General features: G+C 71.1%; 19 protein-coding genes. 8 read left to right on the top strand and 11 right to left on the bottom strand.

Going from position 1 to position 22,172, the window contains the following annotated elements; translation table 11 throughout:
• Positions 1-8 precede the first annotated feature (8 nt).
• Positions 9-1,643 carry an N-acyl-D-amino-acid deacylase family protein gene (locus ACWD4J_RS28510; RefSeq protein WP_451398306.1) on the top strand — a complete coding sequence of 545 codons (1,635 nt, stop codon included), beginning with the start codon at positions 9-11 and terminating at the stop codon, positions 1,641-1,643.
• 29 nt (positions 1,644-1,672) lie between these two features.
• On the opposite strand, the gene ACWD4J_RS28505 is transcribed toward ACWD4J_RS28510, so the two are convergent.
• From ACWD4J_RS28505 to ACWD4J_RS28495, 3 genes are read right to left on the bottom strand one after another with little or no spacing between them, the layout of a single operon-like run.
• The gene (locus ACWD4J_RS28505; protein WP_451398305.1) at positions 1,673-2,344 is read right to left on the bottom strand and encodes an alpha-ketoglutarate-dependent dioxygenase AlkB; all 672 of its coding nucleotides are present in this window, start codon (positions 2,342-2,344) and stop codon (positions 1,673-1,675) included.
• 34 nt (positions 2,345-2,378) lie between these two features.
• Positions 2,379-2,822 (bottom strand): polysaccharide deacetylase family protein, encoded by a 444-nt coding sequence (locus ACWD4J_RS28500; RefSeq protein ID WP_451398304.1) that lies wholly within the window; start codon positions 2,820-2,822, stop codon positions 2,379-2,381.
• Positions 2,819-3,538, bottom strand: a complete 720-nt coding sequence (locus ACWD4J_RS28495) for a hypothetical protein (protein WP_451398303.1) — start codon at positions 3,536-3,538, stop codon at positions 2,819-2,821. The genes ACWD4J_RS28500 and ACWD4J_RS28495 overlap by 4 nt, the downstream gene beginning before the upstream one ends.
• 225 nt (positions 3,539-3,763) lie before the next feature.
• On the opposite strand from ACWD4J_RS28495, the gene ACWD4J_RS28490 reads away from it, so the two are divergent.
• Positions 3,764-4,975, top strand: a complete 1,212-nt coding sequence (locus tag ACWD4J_RS28490; RefSeq protein ID WP_451398302.1) for a pyridoxal phosphate-dependent aminotransferase — start codon at positions 3,764-3,766, stop codon at positions 4,973-4,975.
• 137 nt (positions 4,976-5,112) lie between these two features.
• Positions 5,113-5,571: an SCO4983 family protein gene (locus ACWD4J_RS28485; protein WP_451398301.1), complete on the top strand. Its 459-nt coding sequence runs from the start codon at positions 5,113-5,115 to the stop codon at positions 5,569-5,571.
• Positions 5,572-5,693: 122 nt separating this feature from the next.
• Here ACWD4J_RS28485 and ACWD4J_RS28480 read toward each other — a convergent pair whose 3' ends face one another.
• Together ACWD4J_RS28480 and ACWD4J_RS28475 are read right to left on the bottom strand one after the other, a co-directional pair.
• Positions 5,694-7,460, bottom strand: coding sequence for an Ig-like domain repeat protein (locus ACWD4J_RS28480; RefSeq protein ID WP_451398300.1), 1,767 nt, complete (start codon positions 7,458-7,460; stop codon positions 5,694-5,696).
• A 269-nt stretch (positions 7,461-7,729) separates the two neighbouring features.
• Entirely contained in the window at positions 7,730-9,562 is a 1,833-nt protein-coding gene (locus ACWD4J_RS28475; protein WP_451398299.1) for a phosphoenolpyruvate carboxykinase (GTP), read from the bottom strand.
• 237 nt (positions 9,563-9,799) lie between these two features.
• Between ACWD4J_RS28475 and trhA the strand changes: the two genes are divergently transcribed.
• The 3 genes from trhA to ACWD4J_RS28460 all read left to right on the top strand — a co-directional run bounded on the left by trhA (position 9,800) and on the right by ACWD4J_RS28460 (position 12,065).
• Positions 9,800-10,543: a PAQR family membrane homeostasis protein TrhA gene (gene trhA / locus ACWD4J_RS28470; protein WP_451398298.1), complete on the top strand. Its 744-nt coding sequence runs from the start codon at positions 9,800-9,802 to the stop codon at positions 10,541-10,543.
• Positions 10,544-10,649: 106 nt separating this feature from the next.
• Positions 10,650-11,270, top strand: a complete 621-nt coding sequence (locus tag ACWD4J_RS28465; protein WP_451398297.1) for a TetR/AcrR family transcriptional regulator — start codon at positions 10,650-10,652, stop codon at positions 11,268-11,270.
• A gap of 72 nt (positions 11,271-11,342) precedes the next feature.
• A complete protein-coding gene (locus ACWD4J_RS28460) occupies positions 11,343-12,065 on the top strand; it encodes a Mut7-C RNAse domain-containing protein (protein WP_451398296.1) in 723 nt (240 codons plus the stop codon).
• Between the two features lie 24 nt (positions 12,066-12,089).
• On the opposite strand, the gene ACWD4J_RS28455 is transcribed toward ACWD4J_RS28460, so the two are convergent.
• From ACWD4J_RS28455 to ACWD4J_RS28440, 4 genes are all read right to left on the bottom strand, one after another.
• On the bottom strand, positions 12,090-14,114 hold the full coding sequence (locus tag ACWD4J_RS28455) for a thioredoxin domain-containing protein (protein ID WP_451398359.1): 2,025 nt from the start codon (positions 14,112-14,114) through the stop codon (positions 12,090-12,092).
• Positions 13,997-14,617: a recombinase family protein gene (locus tag ACWD4J_RS28450; protein WP_451398295.1), complete on the bottom strand. Its 621-nt coding sequence runs from the start codon at positions 14,615-14,617 to the stop codon at positions 13,997-13,999. Before ACWD4J_RS28450 ends, ACWD4J_RS28455 begins: the two co-directional genes overlap by 118 nt.
• A 300-nt stretch (positions 14,618-14,917) precedes the next feature.
• The gene (locus ACWD4J_RS28445) at positions 14,918-16,153 is read right to left on the bottom strand and encodes an MFS transporter (protein WP_451398294.1); all 1,236 of its coding nucleotides are present in this window, start codon (positions 16,151-16,153) and stop codon (positions 14,918-14,920) included.
• A 54-nt stretch (positions 16,154-16,207) separates the two neighbouring features.
• Positions 16,208-16,687, bottom strand: a complete 480-nt coding sequence (locus ACWD4J_RS28440) for a hypothetical protein (protein ID WP_451398293.1) — start codon at positions 16,685-16,687, stop codon at positions 16,208-16,210.
• Positions 16,688-16,756: 69 nt separating this feature from the next.
• Here ACWD4J_RS28440 and ACWD4J_RS28435 point away from each other — a divergent pair, with 69 nt between their 5' ends.
• Complete coding sequence (locus ACWD4J_RS28435) at positions 16,757-17,566, top strand: class I SAM-dependent methyltransferase (protein WP_451398292.1); 810 nt, start codon at positions 16,757-16,759, stop codon at positions 17,564-17,566.
• A 121-nt stretch (positions 17,567-17,687) separates the two neighbouring features.
• Positions 17,688-20,909 (top strand): tetratricopeptide repeat protein, encoded by a 3,222-nt coding sequence (locus tag ACWD4J_RS28430; protein WP_451398291.1) that lies wholly within the window; start codon positions 17,688-17,690, stop codon positions 20,907-20,909.
• A gap of 83 nt (positions 20,910-20,992) precedes the next feature.
• Here the strand turns inward: ACWD4J_RS28430 and ACWD4J_RS28425 are convergent, their stop codons facing one another.
• Entirely contained in the window at positions 20,993-21,247 is a 255-nt protein-coding gene (locus tag ACWD4J_RS28425) for a hypothetical protein (RefSeq protein WP_451398290.1), read from the bottom strand.
• Complete coding sequence (gene mca / locus ACWD4J_RS28420; RefSeq protein WP_451398289.1) at positions 21,240-22,121, bottom strand: mycothiol conjugate amidase Mca; 882 nt, start codon at positions 22,119-22,121, stop codon at positions 21,240-21,242. Before mca ends, ACWD4J_RS28425 begins: the two co-directional genes overlap by 8 nt.
• Between the last annotated feature and the right edge of the window lie 51 nt (positions 22,122-22,172).

Here is a 22,172-nt window from a genome sequence, read left to right as displayed (position 1 = left end):
AGGCAGCCGTGGACCTCGTCATACGTGACGCGGACGTCGTGGACGGCACCGGGGCGCCCTCGTACCGCGCCGATGTGGTCGTCGACGACGGCAGGATCATGTCGATCGTCAAGGAGGCCGCGGCGGCCGGCTGCCGACGCCCCGCCGCCCGCCGGGAGGTGGACGCCGGAGGGCTCGTCCTCTCCCCCGGCTTCATCGACATGCACGCCCACAGCGACCTGGCCCTCCTGCGCGACCCCGACCACAGCGCGAAGGCCGCCCAGGGCGTGACTCTCGAGGTCATCGGCCAGGACGGCCTGTCGTACGCGCCCGTCGACGACCGCACCCTCGCCGAGGTCCGCACGTCGATCGCCGGCTGGAACGGCGGCGGCCCCGGGGACGAGAGCATCGACTTCACCTGGCGCTCGGTCGGCGAGTACCTGGACCGTCTGGACCACGGTTTCGACGGCGAGGGCATCGCCGTCAACGCCGCGTATCTGATCCCGCAGGGCACCGTCCGTATGCTCGCCGTCGGCTGGGACGACCGCGAGGCGACGCCCACCGAGCTGGACCGCATGCGGCAGCTGGTGGCCGAGGGCATGGCGCAGGGCGCCACCGGCATGTCGTCCGGCCTCACCTACACGCCCGGCATGTACGCGAAGGACTCCGAACTCGCCGAGCTGTGCCGGGTGGTGGCGGCGCACGGCGGCTACTACTGCCCGCACCACCGCTCGTACGGCGCGGGCGCCCTGGAGGCGTATGCGGAGATGGTGGAGCTGACCCGGACCGCCGGCTGCCCCCTCCATCTCGCCCACGCCACGATGAACTTCGGCGTGAACAAGGGCCGCGCCCCCGAACTCCTCGCCCTCCTCGACGACGCGCTCGACGCGGGCGCCGACATCAGCCTGGACACGTATCCGTACACCCCGGGCTGCACGACGCTGGTGGCGATGCTGCCGAGCTGGGCGAGCGAGGGCGGCCCGGAGGCGATCCTGGCCCGCCTGAAGAACGACGTGGTGGCCGAGCGCATACGCCACCACCTGGAGGTCCTCGGCTCGGACGGCTGCCACGGCGTGCCCATCGAGTGGGACACCATCGAGGTCTCGGGCGTCACCGCCCCGGAACTCGCGTCGTACGTCGGCAGGACCGTGCAGCAGTCGGCGGACGGGCGCGGCGAGGAGCCCTGGGTGACCGCCCGCCGCCTGCTCGTCGAGGACCGCCTCGGTCCGACGATCCTGCAGCACGTGGGCCATGAGGAGAACGTGCGGGCGATCATGCGCCACCGCGTCCACACCGGCGGCTCGGACGGGATCCTGCAGGGCGACAAGCCGCATCCGCGCGCGTACGGGACGTTCCCGCAGTATCTGGGCCGGTACGTACGGGAGTTGGGCGTCCTCTCCCTCGAAGAGTGCGTCGCGCATCTCACCGGGCGCCCGGCGGCCCGGCTCCGGCTCGCCGACCGGGGTCTCGTCCGCGAGGGCCACCGCGCCGACCTGGTCCTGTTCGACCCGGACACGGTCGCGGCGGGCTCGACGTTCGAGGGCCCGCGGGCCCTGCCGACGGGCATCCCGCATGTGCTGATCGACGGCCGTTTCGTGATCGAGGACGGACGGCGCACCGATGTCCTCGCCGGGCGCACGGTCCGCGGCGCCGGGGCACGCTGAGCGGACGCTGGACGCCTCGCCCGCCCCTGTCAGCGCACGCCCTCGGGCCGGAACTGGATGCTGATCCGCGGCCCTGCCGCATGCGCGCTCTTGGGCACGGCATGCTCCCAGGTGCGCTGGCAGGAGCCGCCCATCACGATCAGATCGCCGTGCCCGAGCGGCTGCCGTACGGTCGCCCGGCCGCTCCGGCCCGCGCCTCCCCCGGCCCCGTCCGCCGGCCGGCGCGGGCGCAGCAGCAGATCGCGCGGTGTGCCCACGGACAGGATGGCGACCATGGTGTCCTCGCGGGCGCCGCGGCCGATCCGGTCGCCGTGCCAGGCGACGCTGTCGCGGCCGTCGCGGTAGAGGCAGAGCCCCGCGGTGGCGAAGGGTTCGCCGAGTTCGGTGGCGTAGTGCGCGGAGAGCGCGGCCCGCGCCTCGTCCAGGACGGGATGCGGAAGCGGGTCGTCGGCGCCGTAGAAGGCGAGCAGCCGCGGCACGTCCACCATGTGCTCGTACATCTGGCGGCGCTCGGCACGCCACGGCACGGCGTCGGCCAGGTGCTCGAACAGCACGTCCGCCCCGTGCAGCCATCCCGGCAGCAGATCGATCCAGGCCCCGTCGCCCAGCACGGTCCTGCGGACGCCGGTCAGCGGGCCGAGCCGGACGTCGTCGGTCTGGTCGAACAGCGAGCCCTGGAGACCATGAAGGTGCGCGGACATGGTTCCAGGGTACCCACCGAACCGAACATGCGATCTATTTAGCGCGCGCCGCCCGTCCTGGCGGCCCGCCCCCGAGGTCGGCGTCGGTGTAGGCGTGCGAGCCGATCTGGTGGCCCTCGTCGCGGATCCTGCGCACCAGGTCGGGCTGGGCCGCGACCTGGGTGCCGGAGAGGAAGAAGGCCACCTTCTTCCTCTCCGGCACCCAGGTGCAGCGGCCCGCCGGTGCGGCGGTGCCGGCCATCTCGTGCCGCCCGTAGCCGCTGAAGAGCAGCGCGGTGGCGGCGACCGCGAGGGTGAGCAGGAGCAGCAGCCAATGGGCGCGCGGTTCGCGCCGCAGGGCGCGTCCGGTGGTGCTGGTCGGCGGTGCGCTCCGCGGCGGCTGCATGGACTGCGTGGCGCCGGCGGAGGAGGTGGAGCGGGCAGCACCGGCGGGAGGTGTGGTGCGGCTCGTTCCGGTCAGGCGTCGTGATCGACTCACTTGGGTCCCTTGGTCGCCCCCTGGCCGTGGCCCGGGGTGTTGCCGGAGTTCCCCCTGTTGCCCGGCGTGCTGGTGGTGGAGGCCGCCGTGGTCGTGGGCGCCTTCGTGGGTTCCTTCGTCTCGCCCCCGGTCCCGGACGCGCTCGCCGACGCGCTAGGGCTCGCGGACTCCGGTGCCCCGGCGGGCGGGGCGGAGGTGGGCTCGGCGCTGGTCGGGCTGGTCCGGCTCGTGGTCGGCTTCGCCCCCTCGCCCTTGTGGGTCTGCTCCTTGTCCTGGTCCCAGGGCGCCGAGCCCCCGGAGGGCCCCGCGCCGAAGAACCCGGCTATCACCAGACCGATGAACACGACGAAGACGGCCGCGACCGCGATGGCCACGCGGCTGATCACCCGGCTGCGGCGGCCCGACCCGTCGACGAAGACGGAGCGGTCGTCGTCGGCGCCTTCGTCGCCGTCGGAGCCGTATGCGGCGTCACCGCTCTCGCTGTGGACGCCCGGGCCGCCGGGCTCGCCGCCGTACGCGCCGTCCGCGTCGTTCCCGTACGCGCCCGTGCCGCCCCCATACATGCCATGGGCGTCGTCGTACGTGCCGGGGGCGCCCGCCGCGGGTTCCTGCCAGCCGTGTGCGGCCGCCGGGTCCGCGTATGCGTCGTAGGCCTGGGTCGTGTCCCCGTACGGGTGGTACACGTTCGGCAGATTCTGGGTGTCGTCTTCATTCATGTACGGACCATTGGAGCCGTATGCGCCATACGCTCCGTCCGCACTGTTCGCGCCGTGCGTGCCGGTGCCGTGGTGAGGATGCCAGGACATGGGCGGGGATTGTAGAGACTCAAGGGAAAGCTGGTGTAGCCGAGGGATATACCGAACCCGCACGACCCCGCTCCCATGTCTCACGTGGCGGATAACACGGAGCGAATCCGGCTACACGCCCGTAAGCTCACGGACATGCAGGTGATCCAGTCGACCAAGCTCGCCAACGTCTGTTACGAGATCCGGGGCCCGGTTCTCGAGGAGGCGATGCGGCTCGAGTCAGCAGGTCACCGCATCCTCAAGCTGAACACCGGCAATCCGGCCGCGTTCGGCTTCGAGTGCCCGCCCGAGATCCTCGAGGACATCCTCCGCAACGTCTCGTCCGCGCATGGCTACGGAGACGCGAAGGGCCTGCTCGCGGCGCGCCGCGCGGTGATGATGCACTACCAGACGCTGGGCGTGGAGACGGACGTCGAGCACGTCTTCATCGGCAACGGCGTCTCCGAGCTCATCGTCATGGCCATGCAGGGCCTGCTCGACGACGGCGACGAGGTACTGGTCCCGGCGCCGGACTATCCGCTGTGGACGGCCGCGGTCTCACTGTCCGGCGGTACGGCGGTGCACTACCGCTGCGACGAGCAGTCCGACTGGATGCCGGACCTCGCCGACATCGAGCGCAAGGTGACCGACCGCACCAAGGCGCTCGTGATCATCAACCCGAACAACCCGACGGGCGCCGTATACAGCGACGAGATGCTGCGCGGCCTGACGGACATCGCCCGCCGCCACAATCTCCTCATCTGCTCGGACGAGATCTACGACAAGATCCTCTACGACGGCGCGACGCACCGCCCGACCGCGGCCATCGCCCCGGACCTGCTCACCCTGACTTTCAACGGCATGTCGAAGGCGTACCGCGTCGCGGGCTACCGCGTCGGCTGGATGACGATCTCCGGCCCCCGGGCGCACGCCGACTCGTACATCGAGGGCCTGACGATCCTCGCCAACATGCGCCTGTGCGCGAACATGCCGGGCCAGCACGGCGTGGTGGCGGCCCTCAGCGGGCGCCAGACGATCAACGACCTCGTCCTGCCGGGTGGCCGCCTGAAGGAGCAGCGCGACACGGCGTACGAGCTGCTGACGCAGATCCCGGGCGTGACATGCGTGAAGCCGAGGGGGGCGCTGTACCTCTTCCCGCGCCTCGACCCCAAGGTCTACAAGATCAAGGACGACCGGCAGATGGTCCTCGACCTGCTCCGCGCCGAGAAGATCATGGTCGTGCAGGGCACGGGCTTCAACTGGCCGGAACAGGACCACTTCCGCGTGGTCACGCTGCCGTCGGTGACGGACCTGAAGGACGCGGTGGGCCGTATCGGGAAGTTCCTGGACGGATACAGCCAGTCCTGACCCTGCGCCCCACCACTCTCGTCCGGTCTCGTCCGATTCACGCTGTGTGAAGACTGTGCTCCATTCCGCGAACCGACTCAACTTTAGACTGATTCCAAGCTAGGATGGTTTCCTGTCAGAGCACAGGAGGCCATCCCATGTACGAACCGATCCGCACCAAGTCGGTCCACACGATGGCCGGCGCCCCCGAGGGCTTCCCGCACCGCTCCCGCGAGGAGGAGCTGGACATCCAGCTCGCCGGGCATCTCGCGGCGCTGCTCGCCGTCACCGACGACCTGCGCGCACTCTCCGCCGAGGCGGACCTGACGGACCTGGACGCCGCCGCCGAACAGCTTGCGCGGGAGGTGGCCCGGTTGCGCGACGGGGAGCCGCCGGTGCGGGCGGCTGTCGCGTCCGCCGCCGGGGACGGCTCCCCTGCGGCGGGCACTGGGCGGGATCCGCGTCTCGCCGCCCTGCACCAGCGTGCGCATGCCCTGGCGGGCCGCGCTCTGGTGGTGGCGGCGTCGCGGGCCGACACCGGTGCCGCGATTCTTGCGGCGCGGCGTATGGATGCGCATGCGGCGGCCCAGGAGGGCCGCCAACTGGCGGCCTGCTGACCCGTATTCCGGGTCCCCATGTCGGCCCCGGTCCGCGCACACCCACTGCGTGGCGCGGACCGGGTGCCCAACACGTGAACGGCACCCGCCGTCGTGGGCACCACGGCGACGGCGACGGCCGGTCAGTGCTTGCTGACCAGGACCTCCGCTGACGCGCTCGACCCCTCGTGCAGGTCGTCGCCCGCGTAGCCGACCGTGTAGGTCACCTGGCGGTTGGTGCGTGGCAGGTCGTTGATGGTGAACGTGCCGTCGGCGGCCACCGTCACCGACGTCAGCGCCCCGGTGCCGAGGCGGTCGGTGCGCTGCACCGTGAGCACGGGCCGCTCGGCCGGCGTCTTGCCCTGCAGGGTCAGCTTGCCGGTGATCTCCACGCCCGTGGCCATGTCCGCCGACGCCGGAGCGGTGAGCTCGATCGAGGTGGGCGCCTTGGCGACGGACACCGCGTAGGTCACGTCCTCGGCAGGGCGGTGGGTCAGGTCGCCGAGGAACGAGATGGTGTACGTCGCGTCGCCGACGAGGTCGGGCTCGTCGAGGACGGTGAAGGTGCCGTCCGCGTTGACGGTGGCGGTGCCCAGTTCGTGGATGCCGTCCGCGTCCGTGCGCGTCGCCGCGACCTTCAGCGGCTCGGCGGGCGCGGGTCCGTCGAACTCCAGCTTGCCGCGCACGGAGAGCGGCTCCCCCGCGACGGCCTGGGCGGGACTGTGGGTCAGCCCGCCGGTGAAGCGGGTGTCGTACTGGACGGCCGGGGGCTGGATGATGTGCAGCCAGTACTGGCTGCCGGCCGCGTTGGTGGTGACCGCGAAGAGCCGGGAGCCGTCCGCCGCCCACTCCATGCCGCGCGGCACGACCCGGTCGCCGTCCTGGCTGCCTTCGAAGGCGAACTCCAGCGGGGCCGTGGAGTCGGCCGGGTCGGCGGGCTGCACCAGCAGGTCGGGCGTCGAGCCGGTGGCCGAGGCGCCGCGCGCGATGTACTTGCCGTCGCCGCTGAAGGCGACGGAGCTGGCGGTGGCGCCGTCCGGCAGCGCCTGGTAGCCGGTGGCCGCGTCCGACAGGTCGGTGGTGTTGAGCAGCCGGGTGCCGGCGGCGGCATCGGCGAGGGCGATCTTCGTGCCGTCCGGGGAGACGGCGATGTCCTTGAGGTTCAGCGCGCCGTTGCCGGCGTCGTCGGCGAACCGGCGGGTGGCGCCCCGCACGGGGGTCTCACCGCTGCCGTCGAAGACGCTGACGAACGGGTCGGTCGCCACGGAGTTGAGCGACTGCCCCATCACGAAGGTGTCATTGAGGCCGCCCTCCAGCAGCAGCTTGCCGGTGTCGTTCCAGCCGGTGCGCTGCCAACCGCCGTTCACGATCGTGTCCAGGTAGGAGGTCACCGTGGCGCACTGGGCGGGGAAGTCGGTGTAGGGCGAGGTGTAGTAGGGCTTGCCGCCGGCGACGACGACCTCGCGCCCGCACTGGTCGGTGTTCACGGTGGTGGCGGTCTTGAGGGCGAGCGTGGCGGTGTCGTAGGCGAAGATCCGGTAGCGCTCGCCGACATAGAGCGTGCTCGCGTCGGCGCTCAGCGCCAGGCCGGAGACGTGGTAAGACAGGCTGATCGTGGAGATGCGCTCGCCCTGGAAGGTGTAGACGGCGATCTGCCCGGTGTTGTAGCTGGAGCCGACGTTGCCGTCGGCGAGGAAGACGCGCTCGTGGACATTGTCGACGGCCAGCGCCGAGTACGAGGTGAACGGCAGCTTGGCCACGGCGTCGGACGCGGCGGCGTGCGCGGCGGGCGCCGCGGCGACGGTGAGTCCGGCCGCACTGAGGGCGGCCGCGAGGACGGTGGCCGCGAGGCGTCTGGGACGGTGTGCGGTTTTCAACTGTGCCCCCCACAGGCCGACTTGAGCGCTCACCGGGATCAGTGATGCACCTGTAATGAACATGAAACAGGTGTGAAGATCCCGCGAGCAAGGGGGCGCGCGAGCAAGGGGGGCCTGAGTGAAGGGACTTGAGTGAACACAGGCAAGAGTCCCCGCACGCCATTGTGCGGGGACCTGCCCCTACGGGGTGCCTCCGCCGAGTGTTCGTGCACTCGGCGGAAGGGGACCCGCTCGCGGCCGGCCGGGCGACATCACAGGTCAGGGCAAGGTCTGGCCGACCGCGGAGTTCATACGGCGGGGCGTCAGCCCAGGCGCTGCACCAGCGCCTCGTACTCGTCCCACAGCTCCTTGGGCGTGTGGTCGCCGAAGGTGTTCAGGTGCCCGGGGACCAGGGCGGCCTCCTCGCGCCAGACCTCCTTGTCGACCGTGAGGAGGAAGTCCAGGTCCTCGTCGGCCAGGTCCAGGCCGTTCGTGTCCAGGGCCCCCTTCGCCGGCAGGATGCCGATCGGGGTCTCGACGCCCTCGGCCTTGCCGTCGAGGCGCTCGACGATCCACTTCAGGACGCGGCTGTTCTCGCCGAAGCCGGGCCAGACGAACTTGCCCGCGTCGTTCTTGCGGAACCAGTTGACGTAGTAGATCTTCGGGAGCTTGGACTGGTCCTTGTCCTTGGCGACGTCGATCCAGTGGCCCATGTAGTCGCCCATGTTGTAGCCGCAGAACGGCAGCATGGCGAACGGGTCGCGGCGCAGCTCGCCGACCTTGCCCTCGGCGGCGGCGGTCTTCTCGGACGCCACGTTCGCGCCGAGGAACACGCCGTGCTGCCAGTCGAAGGACTCGGTGACCAGCGGGACCGCGGAGGCGCGGCGGCCGCCGAAGAGGATCGCCGAGATCGGCACGCCCTTCGGGTCCTCCCACTCGGGCGCGATGATCGGGCACTGCGAGGCGGGGACGGTGAAGCGGGCGTTCGGGTGGGCGGCCGGGGCCTCGGACGCCGGGGTCCAGTCGTTGCCCTTCCAGTCGGTGAGGTGCGCCGGGGTCTCCTCGGTCATCCCCTCCCACCAGATGTCGTCGTCGTCCGTCAGTGCGACGTTCGTGAAGACCGAGTTGCCCCACAGCGTCTTCATCGCGTTGGCGTTGGTGTGCTCGCCGGTGCCGGGCGCGACGCCGAAGAAGCCCGCCTCGGGGTTGATCGCGTAGAGCCGGCCGTCCTGGCCGAACCGCATCCAGGCGATGTCGTCGCCGATGGTCTCCACGGTCCAGCCGGAGACCGTCGGCTCCAGCATGGCGAGGTTGGTCTTGCCGCACGCGGACGGGAAGGCCGCCGCGACGTACTTCGACTCGCCCTGCGGCGGCGTCAGCTTGAGGATCAGCATGTGCTCGGCGAGCCAGCCCTCGTCACGCGCCATGACGGAGGCGATACGCAGCGCGTAGCACTTCTTGCCGAGCAGCGCGTTGCCGCCGTAGCCGGAGCCGTACGACCAGATCTCGCGGGACTCCGGGAAGTGCGAGATGTACTTGGTGGAGTTGCAGGGCCACGGAACGTCCTCCTGGCCCGGCTCCAGCGGCGCGCCGAGGGTGTGGACGGCCTTCACGAAGAAGCCCTCGGAGCCGAGCTCGTCGAGGACCGGCCGGCCCATGCGCGTCATGGTGCGCATCGACACGGCGACGTACGCGGAGTCGGTGATCTCCACGCCGATCGCGGAGAGCGGTGAGCCGAGCGGGCCCATGCAGAACGGCACCACGTACATGGTCCGGCCGCGCATCGAGCCGCGGAAGATGCCGCCCTGGCCGTCACGGCCGGCGAATATCTCCCGCATCTCGGCGGGCGCTTTCCAGTGGTTCGTCGGGCCCGCGTCCTGCTCCTTCTCGGAGCATATGAAGGTGCGGTCCTCGACCCGGGCGACATCGGTCGGGTCGGAAGCCGCGTAGTACGAGTTCGGGCGCTTGATCGGGTCGAGCTTCTTGAAGGTGCCCTTGGCGACGAGCTCCTCACACAGTCGCTCGTACTCGGCCTCGGATCCGTCACACCAGACCACGCTGTCCGGCTGAGTCAGTTCTGCGATCTCGTTGACCCACGAGACCAGTTCCTGATTGCGGGTGGGGACGGTGTTGGGAGCCGCGATGTCGCGCGCCACGGTTGCTCCTAAAAGAGGGGATTTTGACTTGGTGCCCCGTGGGGGCTGCGACCCGGATGCTGTGCGCCTGAAGCCATTGCGCTCATCCGGTGCCGACCGCACTCATCTGATCATCCGCCGCATTCGCGCATCTGTCCAGACGGCCTCACAACTGAGCGACGTGAGCATCACCACTCTGTGCGCTTTTGTTCACCGGGAGGCATAGGTGACTTACGCCTCCGTAGGTACGATGCGGAAATGACTGCGCCTGCCGCCGACGCCACCGGGAGTTCAGCGACCCCTGAAGGGGGGCCGGCACAGATCCCGCACCAGACCTCCCCGTCGCCGCTCCAGGCAGCCCTGGCCCCGATGAAGCCGCACCTGCGCGGCTGGCTGCACGCCGGGATGTTCCCGGCCGTGCTCATCGCGGGCCTCGTGCTCACCGCCCTCGCGAACTCCACCCGCGGCCGGATCGCCTGCGGCATCTACATCCTCACGGCCTGCCTGCTGTTCGGTGTGAGTGCCCTGTACCACCGCGGCAACTGGGGCCCCCGCGCGGACGGCATCCTGCGCAGACTGGACCACGCGAACATCTTCCTGATCATCGCGGGCACCTACACGCCGCTGACCATGCTGCTGCTGCCCGGCGCCAAGGGGCAGTGGCTGCTCTGGGGCATCTGGGCGGCGGCAGCGGCCGGCATCGTCTTCCGCGTCTTCTGGGTCGGCGCCCCACGCTGGCTCTACACCCCCTGCTACCTCGCCATGGGCTGGGCCGCTGTCTTCTTCCTCCCCGACTTCATGCGCACGGGCGGCATCGCCGTCCTCGTCCTCGTGGTCGTCGGAGGGCTGCTCTACAGCGCGGGCGGCGTGATCTACGGCATCCGGCGCCCCAACCCCTCACCCCGGTGGTTCGGCTTCCACGAGGTCTTCCACTCCTTCACCCTCGCGGCGTTCGTCGTGCACTACGTCGGCATCTCTCTGGTGGCCTACCAGCACGGCTGAGCGCGCCCCGCACGCCCGTACGCCCGTACTTCCGTACGGAACGTCAACCGGTCCGCACCCGAGAGTGACATGGACCACTGACAGTGAGTGGCCGACAATGAGCGGTATGACGGCCGCACGCACCACGCCCTCAGCCGACCGCCCGCAGCTGGGCCTCCGTGAACGGAAGAAGATCAAGACCCGGGCGGCGATCCGCGAGGCGACCTACCGGCTGATCGACGAGCAGGGGTACGACGCGACGACGATCGAGCAGATAGCCGAGGCCGCCGAGGTGTCGCCGTCCACCGTCTTCCGGTACTTCCCGACCAAGGAGGACATCGTCCTCACGGACGAATACGACTGTGTCCTCGAACAGGAGATGCGGGCCCGCCCCGAGGACGAGCCGCTGCTCGACTCCCTGCGCCACGTGCTGCGGAAGGTCGTCGGCTTCGGGTTCGAGAAGGAGCCGGCCGTGTCCCGGCTCCGGACCCGGCTGATGGTGGACGTGCCCGCCGTCCGGTCCCGGTCGACCGAGAGCATGGCCGTCACCGGCTGCCTGCTGCGCCGGGCCATCGCCCGCCGCACCGGCCGCGACACCGGCGACCTCGAGGTACGCGTCCTCGCCACCGCGATCGTCGGCGCACTGCTCGAAACCAGCCTCTACTGGGCCGAGCGCGACCACCAGGACGACCTGTCCGACCTCCTCGACCGGGCGCTGAGCACGTTCGAGGCCACTCTGGCCCGCTGAAGCCCTCACGGCCCGCTGGCGCGCCGGAAAAAGAGCAGGCAGCGGGCCTGTTCCCCATGACATTCTGAGGCCGTGAACGGACCCGAGATCCAGGTGGCCTTCGCCCCCGAGCTGGGCATGTTCGTGCCTGCCGGGCGGCGTGGCCGTCCCACGCGGCTCGTCACCGACGGCGCCTCGACGCTCGGGCACGCCATCGAGGCGGCCGGGGTGCCGCTGACCGAGGTGGGCGGGCTCGTCGTGGACGGTCGCGAGGTCACCGCCGCGCACATCCCCGCGGCCGGGGAGTCCGTCGAGGTGCGGGCCGTCGAGCGCCCGCAGCAGGTGCCGGGCGCGCCGCTGCGTTTTCTGCTCGACGTCCATCTGGGCACGCTGGCGCGGCGGCTGCGGCTGCTCGGCGTCGACGCGGCGTACGACTCCGCGGACCCCGGGGACGCCGCGCTCGCCACCCGGTCCGCGACCCAGCGGCGCGTGCTGCTCAGCCGCGACCGCGGGCTGCTGCGCCGCCGCGAGCTGTGGGCCGGCGCGTACGTCTACAGCGACCGGCCCGACGACCAGCTCCGCGACGTGCTGGGCCGCTTCACACCCGAGCTGCGCCCGTGGACCCGGTGCACAGCCTGCAACGGCCCCCTGCGCGACGCCCGCAAGGAGGACGTCGCCGACCTGCTCCAGGGCGGCACGCAGCGGTCGTACGACGTGTTCGCCCAGTGCGTGGACTGCGACCGCGTGTACTGGCGGGGCGCCCACCATGACCGCTTGGAGCGGATCGTGGGAACGGCCCTGGCCGAGTTCGGCTGACCCGGTTCGTCGGCACGGCGGACCCTACGGGCCGACCGCGCCCACAGCCACCCGCAACCGCTCCACCTCGACCGTCGGCGCGTCACACGTGAAGTTCCGGCACACATACGCGGCCGCGCGCCCGTCAACGAGGGGCCGATCGGCAAGCAGCGGCAGCTCGTCGCTGCCGGGCTCGCCCACCGCGACCACCGCCCCCGGCGCCGTCCCGAGCAGCGCCGCACGGTGCAGCTCCCGCGTCGAGGGATCGCCCGCGGACCCGACGACGGCGACCTCACGAGGCCCGTCGAGCAGCGCCTCCGCGACCGCCAGCCCGTGCCCGATGAACCGCGGCACCCGCGGGCCCAGCGCCTTCACCACACCCAACGCCCGCTCGGCAACCCCGCGATGCGGCTCGGACCCCGTCTGGGCCGCATACGACAGCAGCGCCCCCGCCGCGGCCGTCCAGCCCGACGGCGCCGCGTTGTCCGTGGGGTCCTGCGGGCGCCGGATGAGCCGCTCGGCGTCGGCGGCCGTGTCGTACAGCTCGCCGTTCTCACCGGTGAACTGCGCCAGGACGTGATCCAGCAGGAACCCGGCGAACTCCAGCCACACGCCCTCGCCCGTCACCGACGCCAGGGCGAGGAAGCCCTCCGCGACATCCGCGTAGTCCTCCAGCACACCCGCGTTGGACCCCGCCCGGCCGTCCTTCGACGTGCGGACGAGCCGTGCGTGGTCGTCCATGTGGACGCGTACGAGCAGGTCGGCCGCCCCGATCGCGGTGCCGACGAGGTCGGGCCGGTCGAAATACGCGCCGGTCTCCGCGAGCGCGGCGATCGCGAGGCCGTTCCAGGCGGCCACCACCTTGTCGTCGCGTCCGGGCGCGGGCCGCTGCTCTCGCGCGGCAAGCAGCCGAGCGCGCACGGACGCGAGCCGGGCGGCGTCCACTAGCCCTTCGGCCTGCGGGAGTTGCAGCACGGAGGCGCCCTCCTCGAACGTCCCCGCCTCGGTCACCCCGAAGTACCCGGCCGCAAGCGCGGCGTCCTCGTCACCGAGTACGTCGCGCAGCTGCGCGGGCGTCCACACGTAGTACGCGCCCTCGACATGCCGCCCCGTACCGTCGTCGCTGTCGGCATCGAGCGCGGACGCGAATCCGCCCTCGTTCGTGCGCAGTTCGCGGACCATGAAGTCCGCGGTCTCCAGCGCCACACGCCGCGCGAGGTCCGACCCAGTGGCCCGCCACAGATGCGCGTACGCACGGCACAGCAAGGCATTGTCATAGAGCATCTTTTCGAAATGCGGCACCACCCACTCACGGTCGACCGAATAGCGGGCGAAGCCGCCGCCCAGCTGGTCGTAGATCCCGCCGCGCGCCATCCGCTCACAGGTGTCGGCGGCCATCTGCAGCGCGCCCTCGGCGCCCGTGCGGGCGTGGTGCCGCAGCAGGAACTCGATCACCATCGACGGAGGAAACTTGGGCGCGCCGCCGAACCCGCCGTGCGCCGGGTCGTACTCGCGCGTCAGCCCGAGCAGCGCCTGCGCGAGCTCCTCCTCGCCGGGCACCCCGCTGCCGCCGTACGACAGCTCCCGCCCGGCGAGATCCCGCACGATCTTCCCCGCGACCTCGGCGACCTCGTCGCGCCGGTCGACCCAGGCCTGCTGCACGCCCTGCAGCACCTGCCGGAACGAGGGCATGCCGTGCCGGGGGGCGGGCGGGAAGTAAGTACCGAAATAGAAGGGCTCGGCATCGGGCGTGAGGAACACCGTCATGGGCCAGCCGCCCTGCCCGGTCGCCGCCTGCACGGCCTCCATGTACACGGCGTCGACGTCGGGCCTCTCCTCACGGTCGACCTTCACGGACACAAAGTGTTCGTTCATGAAGGCTGCCGTTGTTTCGTCCTCAAAGCTTTCGCGAGCGAGTACATGGCACCAATGGCAAGAGCTGTACCCCACGCTCAACAAGACAGGCACGTCGCGCCGACGAGCTTCCTCGAAGGCAGCTGTCCCCCAGGGCCACCAATCAACGGGGTTGTCCGCGTGCTGGAGAAGGTAGGGAGACGTCTCATGGGCCAGTCGGTTCGGCATACCTCCATCCTGCCCGACGGGCCTTCCACCCGGACGTTCCACCGCCTCACGGGGCGGATCAGATGGCTCTTCTTACTCCTGCCGCGCTGCGCACCCAGCTTGCCCTGGCAGACCGTGCCGTCGGAGCGCTCCGCTCCACACCGTAGAAAGCCACTGCCAAGCTGCTGGGGAGCGGATGTCCTGTTCGTGAGTCTCGGAGCGCCGCTGCCGCGGTGCATGTAGAGGCTGCCGGGCGAGAATGTGACGCATACCGCCTGCCACTGGTCCGGCGTGACAATGGATTCCCACCGCCCGACAACAGGCTGTCCGGTCGCCGGGTCGAGGAGGAGAGTCCCCCTGTTGGCGCGGTAGCCGCATAGCCTCGGTGCAGTGATGATCTGTGTGACAGTTTGGGCGTTGGGCCTGCCACCCCGCGTGCCGGTCACATTGCGGTCATCCCAGTCCCGCGCAATGGCCCGGACCGCCTTGCCTCCGAGGCGGGCCGCGATCACGCGCCGGTGCCTGCGGCACGAGTCGCACCTCAGTTGTCTCTGACATCGTGAGCCCCGGTGAACGAGCTGGTGGAACGCGTGGACGATCACGACCGACTCCTGGAGGTCGTGGGCCGGGACGAGGCCATCCGCCGTGGGGGGCTGCACCGCGTGGCCACAGTCGTGTGCCGGAATACGGAGAGACAGGTGCTGGTGTACCCGCGCCCGGAAAGTGCTTCACGTCTGCGGGCCAGTACAACTGGCTAACAAACCATCTCATTTGGTGAGTCTGCGGGAGTGGAGGAGGGTGCAGGTAATCGCTCACCGTTGTCCCTCCTCGGTCACCGCCCGATCCTCCCTGGTCGTCGCACGTTGTTTGCACGCTGCCGTTTGGTCCCACCAGGCCGGGACGAGGGCTGTCAGCATCAGGAGCGCGGTCAGGACGAATGCCCAGGGGTAGCCGGTCAAGCCGGCCACCGTGCCGAAGCCGACCGCGCCGATGCCCATACCCGCGTCGTAGGCGACATTCCACAGGGCGCTCACCGTCCCGTACCCGGAGGCCGGGACCCGGGAGTACATCAACGTGATGGTTGCGCTCTGGGTGATGCCGAAGCCGACCCCGAACACGGCCGCACCCACGACGACCGCGACGGGGACGCCGGTGAGGGCAACGACGAGGATGCCGACGGCTGAGGCGACCAGCCCCGACACGACCAGCCCGGCGGCTCCGCGCCGGTCGGCGCGCCGACCGGCGAACCAGCGGGATGCGGTCGCGGCGGCCGGTTGCACGAAGAGTGCAGCGGCGACCGCGCCGGAATGGCCCGGCGCCACGGCCAGTGGCAGAAAGGTGACGACGATCCCCGCGCCCACTGCCGTCACCGCGAACACGGACGTGGGGCGGCCGAGCGTGCCGGAACGGGCCCCAGCGAAGATCCCCAGGGGCGGCCCCGACGCCGCTTCCCGGCCGGGCAGGCCCGGGACTGCGGCGATGGAGACCAGGGCGATCAGTGCCGCCATCGAGCAGACGGGCCCGTACCCCGTGTGCACTGCCAGCCAGGCCCCGAGCGGCAGGCCCACCAGCGACGGCACACCGGCCATGATGCCGATCAGGGCCAGCCCCTCCCCGCGGCGTTCGGGCGGGATCAGCGACGCCGTCAGCGCCCCACCCGCCACCAGGGTGAACGCGAAGCCGAGCCCCCGGACAAGGCACACCGCCACGATGCACGCCATACTCTGCGACACGGTCAGGGCCAGTGCCGGAGCACCCAGCAACAACAACCCCGCCCCCAGCATCACGCGATAGCCACAGCGTGCGGCCAGCCATGGGGCCATCAGCTCGCCGGCCACCGTGGCCAGCATCAGCGCACCGGTGACCAGGCCCGCCTTGTCGCTGCCCCCGCCCGGCACGCTCTGCGCGTACGCCGGGACGACCGACAGCAGCAGATAGAAGCTCGCCGAGGAGCCGACGACCGTCACAAAGCGCAACAGCAGCGGGCGGGTCACCAGACGCGGCCGCGCCTCGGCAACTCGGTCTTCGGGACCGACGGATGAGGCCATGCGGTGAAACCTAGGGGACGGAGCCATCCGAAGACTCCCCGTTTCCATGCCTGTTCAGCGGGCCAGTTCGTCGCTGGAATCAGTCACTGGTGACCGATTGGCACCGTGACTGCTACCGCCGCGATGGCTGAGGGGCTCCTCAACGAGGAACAGAACGAGACCTGCCGCGGCGAGGAATACACCGGTGACGACGGTGCTGTGCGGGCCGTGGGCGTCCAGGAGTCGTCCGCCGAGGAAGGAGCCGACGGCGAGGCCCCCTTGGAAGGCGGCGGAACCGGCCGCGGAGGCCACGTCCGCATTACCTGGGGCGATGCGCAGGACGCGGCTGGTCAGGGCGGTGATCATGCCGGACAGGGACAGCGAGAGCAGGGCCACCGCCGTCACCACGGCGGACGGATGGGTCCCGGCGACCACCAGATCTCCATCGGTGTCCGGGCTCCGCTGCGGTTCGTCTTCAAGTTCCTGTGCCGTACGGCGATTCACCGCGATATTTCGTGCTGTGCGCAGAGTTATAAACGTCTGCTGGTAGACCACGTGGTCCGACGGTGCCCCGAAGGTGCATGAATATCCTGCGAGCCGGTGCGTGAGGGTGGGGATCCGCTGATGACAGCTTTTGACAGAAGTGAACGTCTGATCTGGGCCGACAGGGCGCAGGCGTATGCGGGCAGCTTCGCCCGGCTCTGCGCCCACCCGGTGCCGGAGCTGCTGGACGCGGCCGAGGTCGCCGGTGGCGACCGTGTCCTGGACGTGGGGACCGGCACGGGTGCCGTCGCCGCGGCGGCCTGTGCCCGGGGTGCCAAGGTGACGGCAGTGGACGCCGAGCCGAGCATGGTCCGGCTCGCCGCGCGGTCCGTGCCGGACGCCGACGTGCGGCTGGCGACACTTCCCGGCCTGCCCTTCGCCGACGGCGAGTTCGATGCGACGGTGGCCAATTTCGTCCTCAACCACGTCGGACGGCCTCGTGCCGCCGTGGCCGAGCTCCGGCGCGTCACCCGGGCGGGTGGGCGCCTCGCACTGACGATCTGGGCGGCACCGCCTGCCGCGGGCCAGGCCCTGATCGGCCGCGCGATGCAGGCCGCGGGGGTGACCCGGCCCGCTCACCTTCCCGCGCTCGACCCCCAGGAGGACTTCGCCCGCACCACGGACGGGCTGGGCGAGCTGCTCCGGGCGGCGGGTCTGCGGGATGTGCGCTGCGAGCTGATCACCTGGGATCACCTGGTCGGCGCTGAGGATTGGTGGGCGGGCCCCGCGTCCGGTGTGGCCGGCATCGGGCACCTCCTGATCTCGCAGCCCCCGGACGTCATCGCCGCGGCCAAGCGGCAATACGACCTGATCAGCGACGAGTTCGCCGGCCCTGACGGCCGGCTGAGGCTGCCCCATGCGGCACTGCTGGCCCACGGAACGGTGGAGTAGCCGGACTCACCTTCGTCAAGTCCTCTGCTCCGGCTGCACCTTCACCTGATCCCCTCCCAATTACGGCCCGTTCGAAGGAGACTTGTCCGCGAATGCCGTAGCCACCGGAGGGGGACGTGACATGCGGGACAGCCATCGGGCTGAAGCCGAGCGGCTGTTGGCACGGGCCGTGGAGGAGGAGGTTCGGCGCTCGGGCGGCCGGGTCGACGGGAGTCTGCTGCTGTCGCGGGCCCGTGGGGCACTGGACGCCATGGCGCAGAACGCGGCCGAGGAGTACGGCGCGTACACGGCGGCGCTCGACGAGGCCGAGGCGGGGCAGTTGTCGTTCGGGCAGAGATTCGCCCGGGAGGGAGGGGGAACCGCCTTTCTGGTGGCGGGCTCCGCGGCCGTCGCGGCATGTCTGGCGGACCTGCTCGTCGGCACGAGCACGGGCACCGCGATGGGCGTCGGCGCGGTCGCCGGTGTGGCGGGCGCGGCCATGACGGTGGTGAAGGTGACGGCGTCGCACGTACCGGCCGCGAGCCGCAACGCGGGCGCCCGCAACCAGCCCGGCGGCCCCGAGCAGCTGCGCCTGCAGTGGCTGACGGCGCTGGAGGTGCGGGGCATCCGGCCGTTCCTGGATCAGCAGCGGGTGATCTTCGCCAGCACGCCGGGCGCTACGAAGAAGGCGACGCCGCAGCTGCGGCGTACCGACAAGAGCGCGGAGGCGCGGCGCCGACGTGTGCTCGAGCGGTCGTTCGGGCAACTGCCGCAGCCGGAGGGTCCGTTCGCGGGCCGGCGTCAGGAGATGGCGCGGATCGCGCAGTGGGTGCAGGCGGCGCGGGCGAGCACGGAGACACGGCCGACGGTGGTGGTGCTGCACGGTGCGCCCGGGTCGGGCCGGTCGTCGCTGGCGGTGCGCGCGGCGCTCGGGCTGAAGGACCAGTTCCGGGGCGCGTGCCTGGTGGATCTGCGCGGCGACAACCCCGAGGCGCCGCCGCTGTCGACGCGCGATGCGCTGCTGTATCTGCTGAACCGGCTGGGTGCGCCGCGCGAGCAGCTGCTGTTCCGGGAGCGGTCCTCGCAGGACCAGCAGGTGCGGCGGCTGAGCGAGCTGTACCACCAGCATCTGACGGGGCTGCCGGTCGTCGTGGTGCTCGACGACGCCACCGACCCCGAGCAGGTGCGCACCCTGGTGCCGGAACGTTCCGAGAGCCTGGTCCTGGTCACGGCCCGCAAGCCGCTCGAGCTGCCCGCCGGCCTGGCCGCGTGGGTGCACCAGCTGTCCGTCGAGCCCCTGGAGGCCGCGGGCTCGGACGAACTGCTGCGGGCGTCGGCGCAGGACGCGTCGGGCCCGTACGACGCCGAGTCCTCGGACCGCGTGCGCGAGCTGTGCGGTGGTCTGCCGCTCGCGCTGCGCATCGCGGGTTCCTCGCTGGGGGCGCGTTCGGCGCGTCAGCTGGCGGTGGACCTGGGGGCGTACGGGCCGGTGGAGCCGGTCGGCCGTGCGCTGTGGCTGCGCTACACGGATCTGCCGGACACGACGCGGCGGCTGCTGCGGCGGCTGGCGCTGGCCGGGCGGGCGTCGCTGGGCGCGGCCGCGGCGGCGGCGCTGCTCGGCACGGACGAGACGGAGGCCACCCGGCAGCTCACCGCGCTGCACCGCGCGGGCCTCATCGACCACGTCCGCGGCAACCGCTACCGCCTCCACGACCTCGTACGGGCCTTCGCGCAGGCCCGGCTCCTGGACGAGGAGGACCCCACGGAGCGCACGGCCGCGCAGGAACGGCTGATCGTCAACTACGCGGAGCTGGCCGACTCGGTGATCCGCCTGGTCGACGGCAAGACCTCGACCAGGGCGGACACGTCCTTCCAGTCGAGCACGGTCGGTCCGCACGGCTTCACATCGCTCGATGCGGCGCTGCGCTGGCTGGACGACGAGTCGAGCTTCATCACGGCCGCGCTGCGGCACGCGGAGGGCGTGAACCAGGCGGCGGTGCTGAACCTGCTGGGTGCGCTGTGCGACTACTGCCTGCTGCGCGGCGACCTGTACCGCCTGGGCGAGATCAGCGAGCTGACACAGGCCATAGACCACGGTCTGCTGGTACGGAGCGTCCAGTGGCGTACGGGCATCGCGGCCCGTCAGCTCGGCGAGCTCGACACGGCGCGCTCGACCCTGGCGTCGGTCGTGGATCTCTACTTCGAGGCGAACCACGACGCGGGCGCGGCCCGCGCGCTGTGCTCGCTGGGCATCACGCTGCACCACCAGGGCAATCTGACGGAGGCGGCGGCGAAGCTGGGCGAGGCGCTCGATCTGCAGGCCTCGGACGTGCTGGCCGCCGACCGGGCGTGGACGCTGCACGCCCTGGCCGCGGTGGAGCGCGACCGCGGCCGGCTCGCCGAGGCGCTGGAGCAGCTGTCGACGGCCCTGGCCCTGCACCGGGAGAGCGAGTCGGTGCACGGTGAGGCGTGGGCGCACTTCCAGCTGGGGCAGCTGTGCCTGCGCATGGGTGACATCCCACGCGCGGAGAGCGAGCTGCGGATCGCGCTGGACCTGTTCGGGCGGACCCGTGACGGCCGCGGTGAGGCGTGGGCGATGACGCAGCTCGCGCGGGCCCGGCTGGTCGACGGGGAGCCGTCGACGGCGGTGGACGGCCTGCGACAGGCGGCGTCGCGTCACCACGGCAACGAGGACGCGCGCGGCGAGGCCTGGACGATCTACTACCTCGGCCAGGCCCTGGAGGAGTCCGGCGACCTCGACCAGGCGGTCCGCGAGCTGGAGCGCTCACGCACGATGTTCTCGCGCATGCGCGACGTGTACGGGCTGGCGTGCGCCCGCCACCACTCGGCGCGGGTCACCCGCGACCAGCGTGCGGCGCAGACCGGGTCGCTGCGCAACTCCGGTTTCGCCCGTCAGCTCCTGATCGACGCGCGCGCCGACTTCCAGCGCATCGGCGTCGCCCACGGCGAGGCCTGGACCTGCCTGGAGCTGGCCGTCGTCGACGCCGGCAACGCCCGTACGCAGGCGGCCCTGGCCCTCTGCGACGAGGCGGCGGCCCTGTTCACCGGCTACGGCGACCGCCGCGGCGAGGACTGGGCCCACTTCCTGCGCTGCACCCTCCTGCCGTACGCCTCGCCCGGCGGCTCGGAGGTCGGCACCGCGGTCGCCGAGGAGGAGCTCGCGCAACTGGCCCGCACCCCGCACCCGGCCCGCGACGCCAAGCTGGACGACTACGTGGAGGCCTACCAGCTGCTCCTGGAGCGCGGAGTGGACCTGGAAGCCGGCTGGCAGGCCTGGCGCCTGGGCATGGTGCCGAGGCGCCACTCCCGGGAGGTCATGGGAGTGCCGGTGGGGGTGGGGTGACCCTGATCCGGCCGGGCGCTTCCGGTTGCCGGAAGCGCCCGGCCGGATCAGACGGCTGAGCCTGCTGCGCGGGCTCAGCCGTTTCAGCCCTTGGCGGCCGAGGCCGAGCCCTTCGTGCCGCCGTGCACGGCGTCGGAGGCGCCGTCCTCCGGGGCCTCCTTGAAATCGACGTTCTTCATGTGGCGGCTCATCGACCTCATCAGGCCCCAGACGGCGAGTGCCATCACGGCGAAGACGATGAAGCCGAGGACGCCGGGGGTCACCTTGTTCTCGTCGACCTCGGCGAGGGTGACGAGGTGCGTCATTGCCAGGCTTGCGCTTGCGCTCATGTCAGGCATTGTCGCGGATGCCCGCAAAGAGGTCGTCCTCGGGGAGGGACGTATCGACGAGGGACGTCGCGAGCTCGTACTCCTCGGTCGGCCAGACCTCCTTCTGGAGCTCCATCGGAACCCGGAACCAGCCGCCGTCGGGGTCGATCTGCGTGGCGTGCGCGATCAGCGCCTTGTCGCGGATCTCGAAGAAGTCGGCGCACGGGATGTGCGTGGTCAGCGTGCGGTCCACGCGCTCGAACTCGTCCCAGCGCCGCAGCCACTCCCCGTACGGGGACTCGAGGCCGCGCTCCAGCATCGCGTTGTGCAGCGCCTCGGTGCGGGGGCGGTTGAAGCCCTGGTTGTAGTAGAGCTTCAGCGGCTGGTACGCCGGGCCGAACTCGCCCTCGGGGTACTTCTCGGGGTCGGCGGCGCCCTCGAAGGCCACCATCGTGATCTTGTGGGTCATGATGTGGTCGGGGTGCGGGTACCCGCCGTTCTCGTCGTAGGTGGTGATCACCTGCGGACGGAAGGAACGGATCTGCTTCACCAGCTCGCCGGCCGCCTTGTCGACGTCCTCCAGGGCGAAGCAGCCGTCGGGCAGCGGCGGCAGCGGATCGCCCTCGGGAAGACCCGAATCGACGAACCCGAGCCACTCCTGCTTGACGCCGAGGATCTCGCGCGCCTCGTCCATCTCCTTCTTGCGTACCTCGTGGATGTGCTCCTCGACGTACTTGTCGCCCTGGAGCTTCGGGTTGAGGATGGAGCCGCGCTCCCCGCCGGTGCAGGTCACGACCAGCACGTCCACCCCCTCGGACACGTACTTGGCCATCGTGGCCGCGCCCTTGCTCGACTCGTCGTCGGGGTGGGCGTGAACGGCCATCAGTCGCAACTGCTCAGTCAAGACTCGTTCCCTCGGTGATATGGCGATCGGTGTGACCCCGCCCACGGTCGC

Source organism: Streptomyces sp. NPDC002577 (assembly GCF_053594815.1).
The sequence above is the reverse complement of the archived record's forward strand: the minus strand, read 5'-3'. Positions and strand labels throughout refer to the sequence as shown.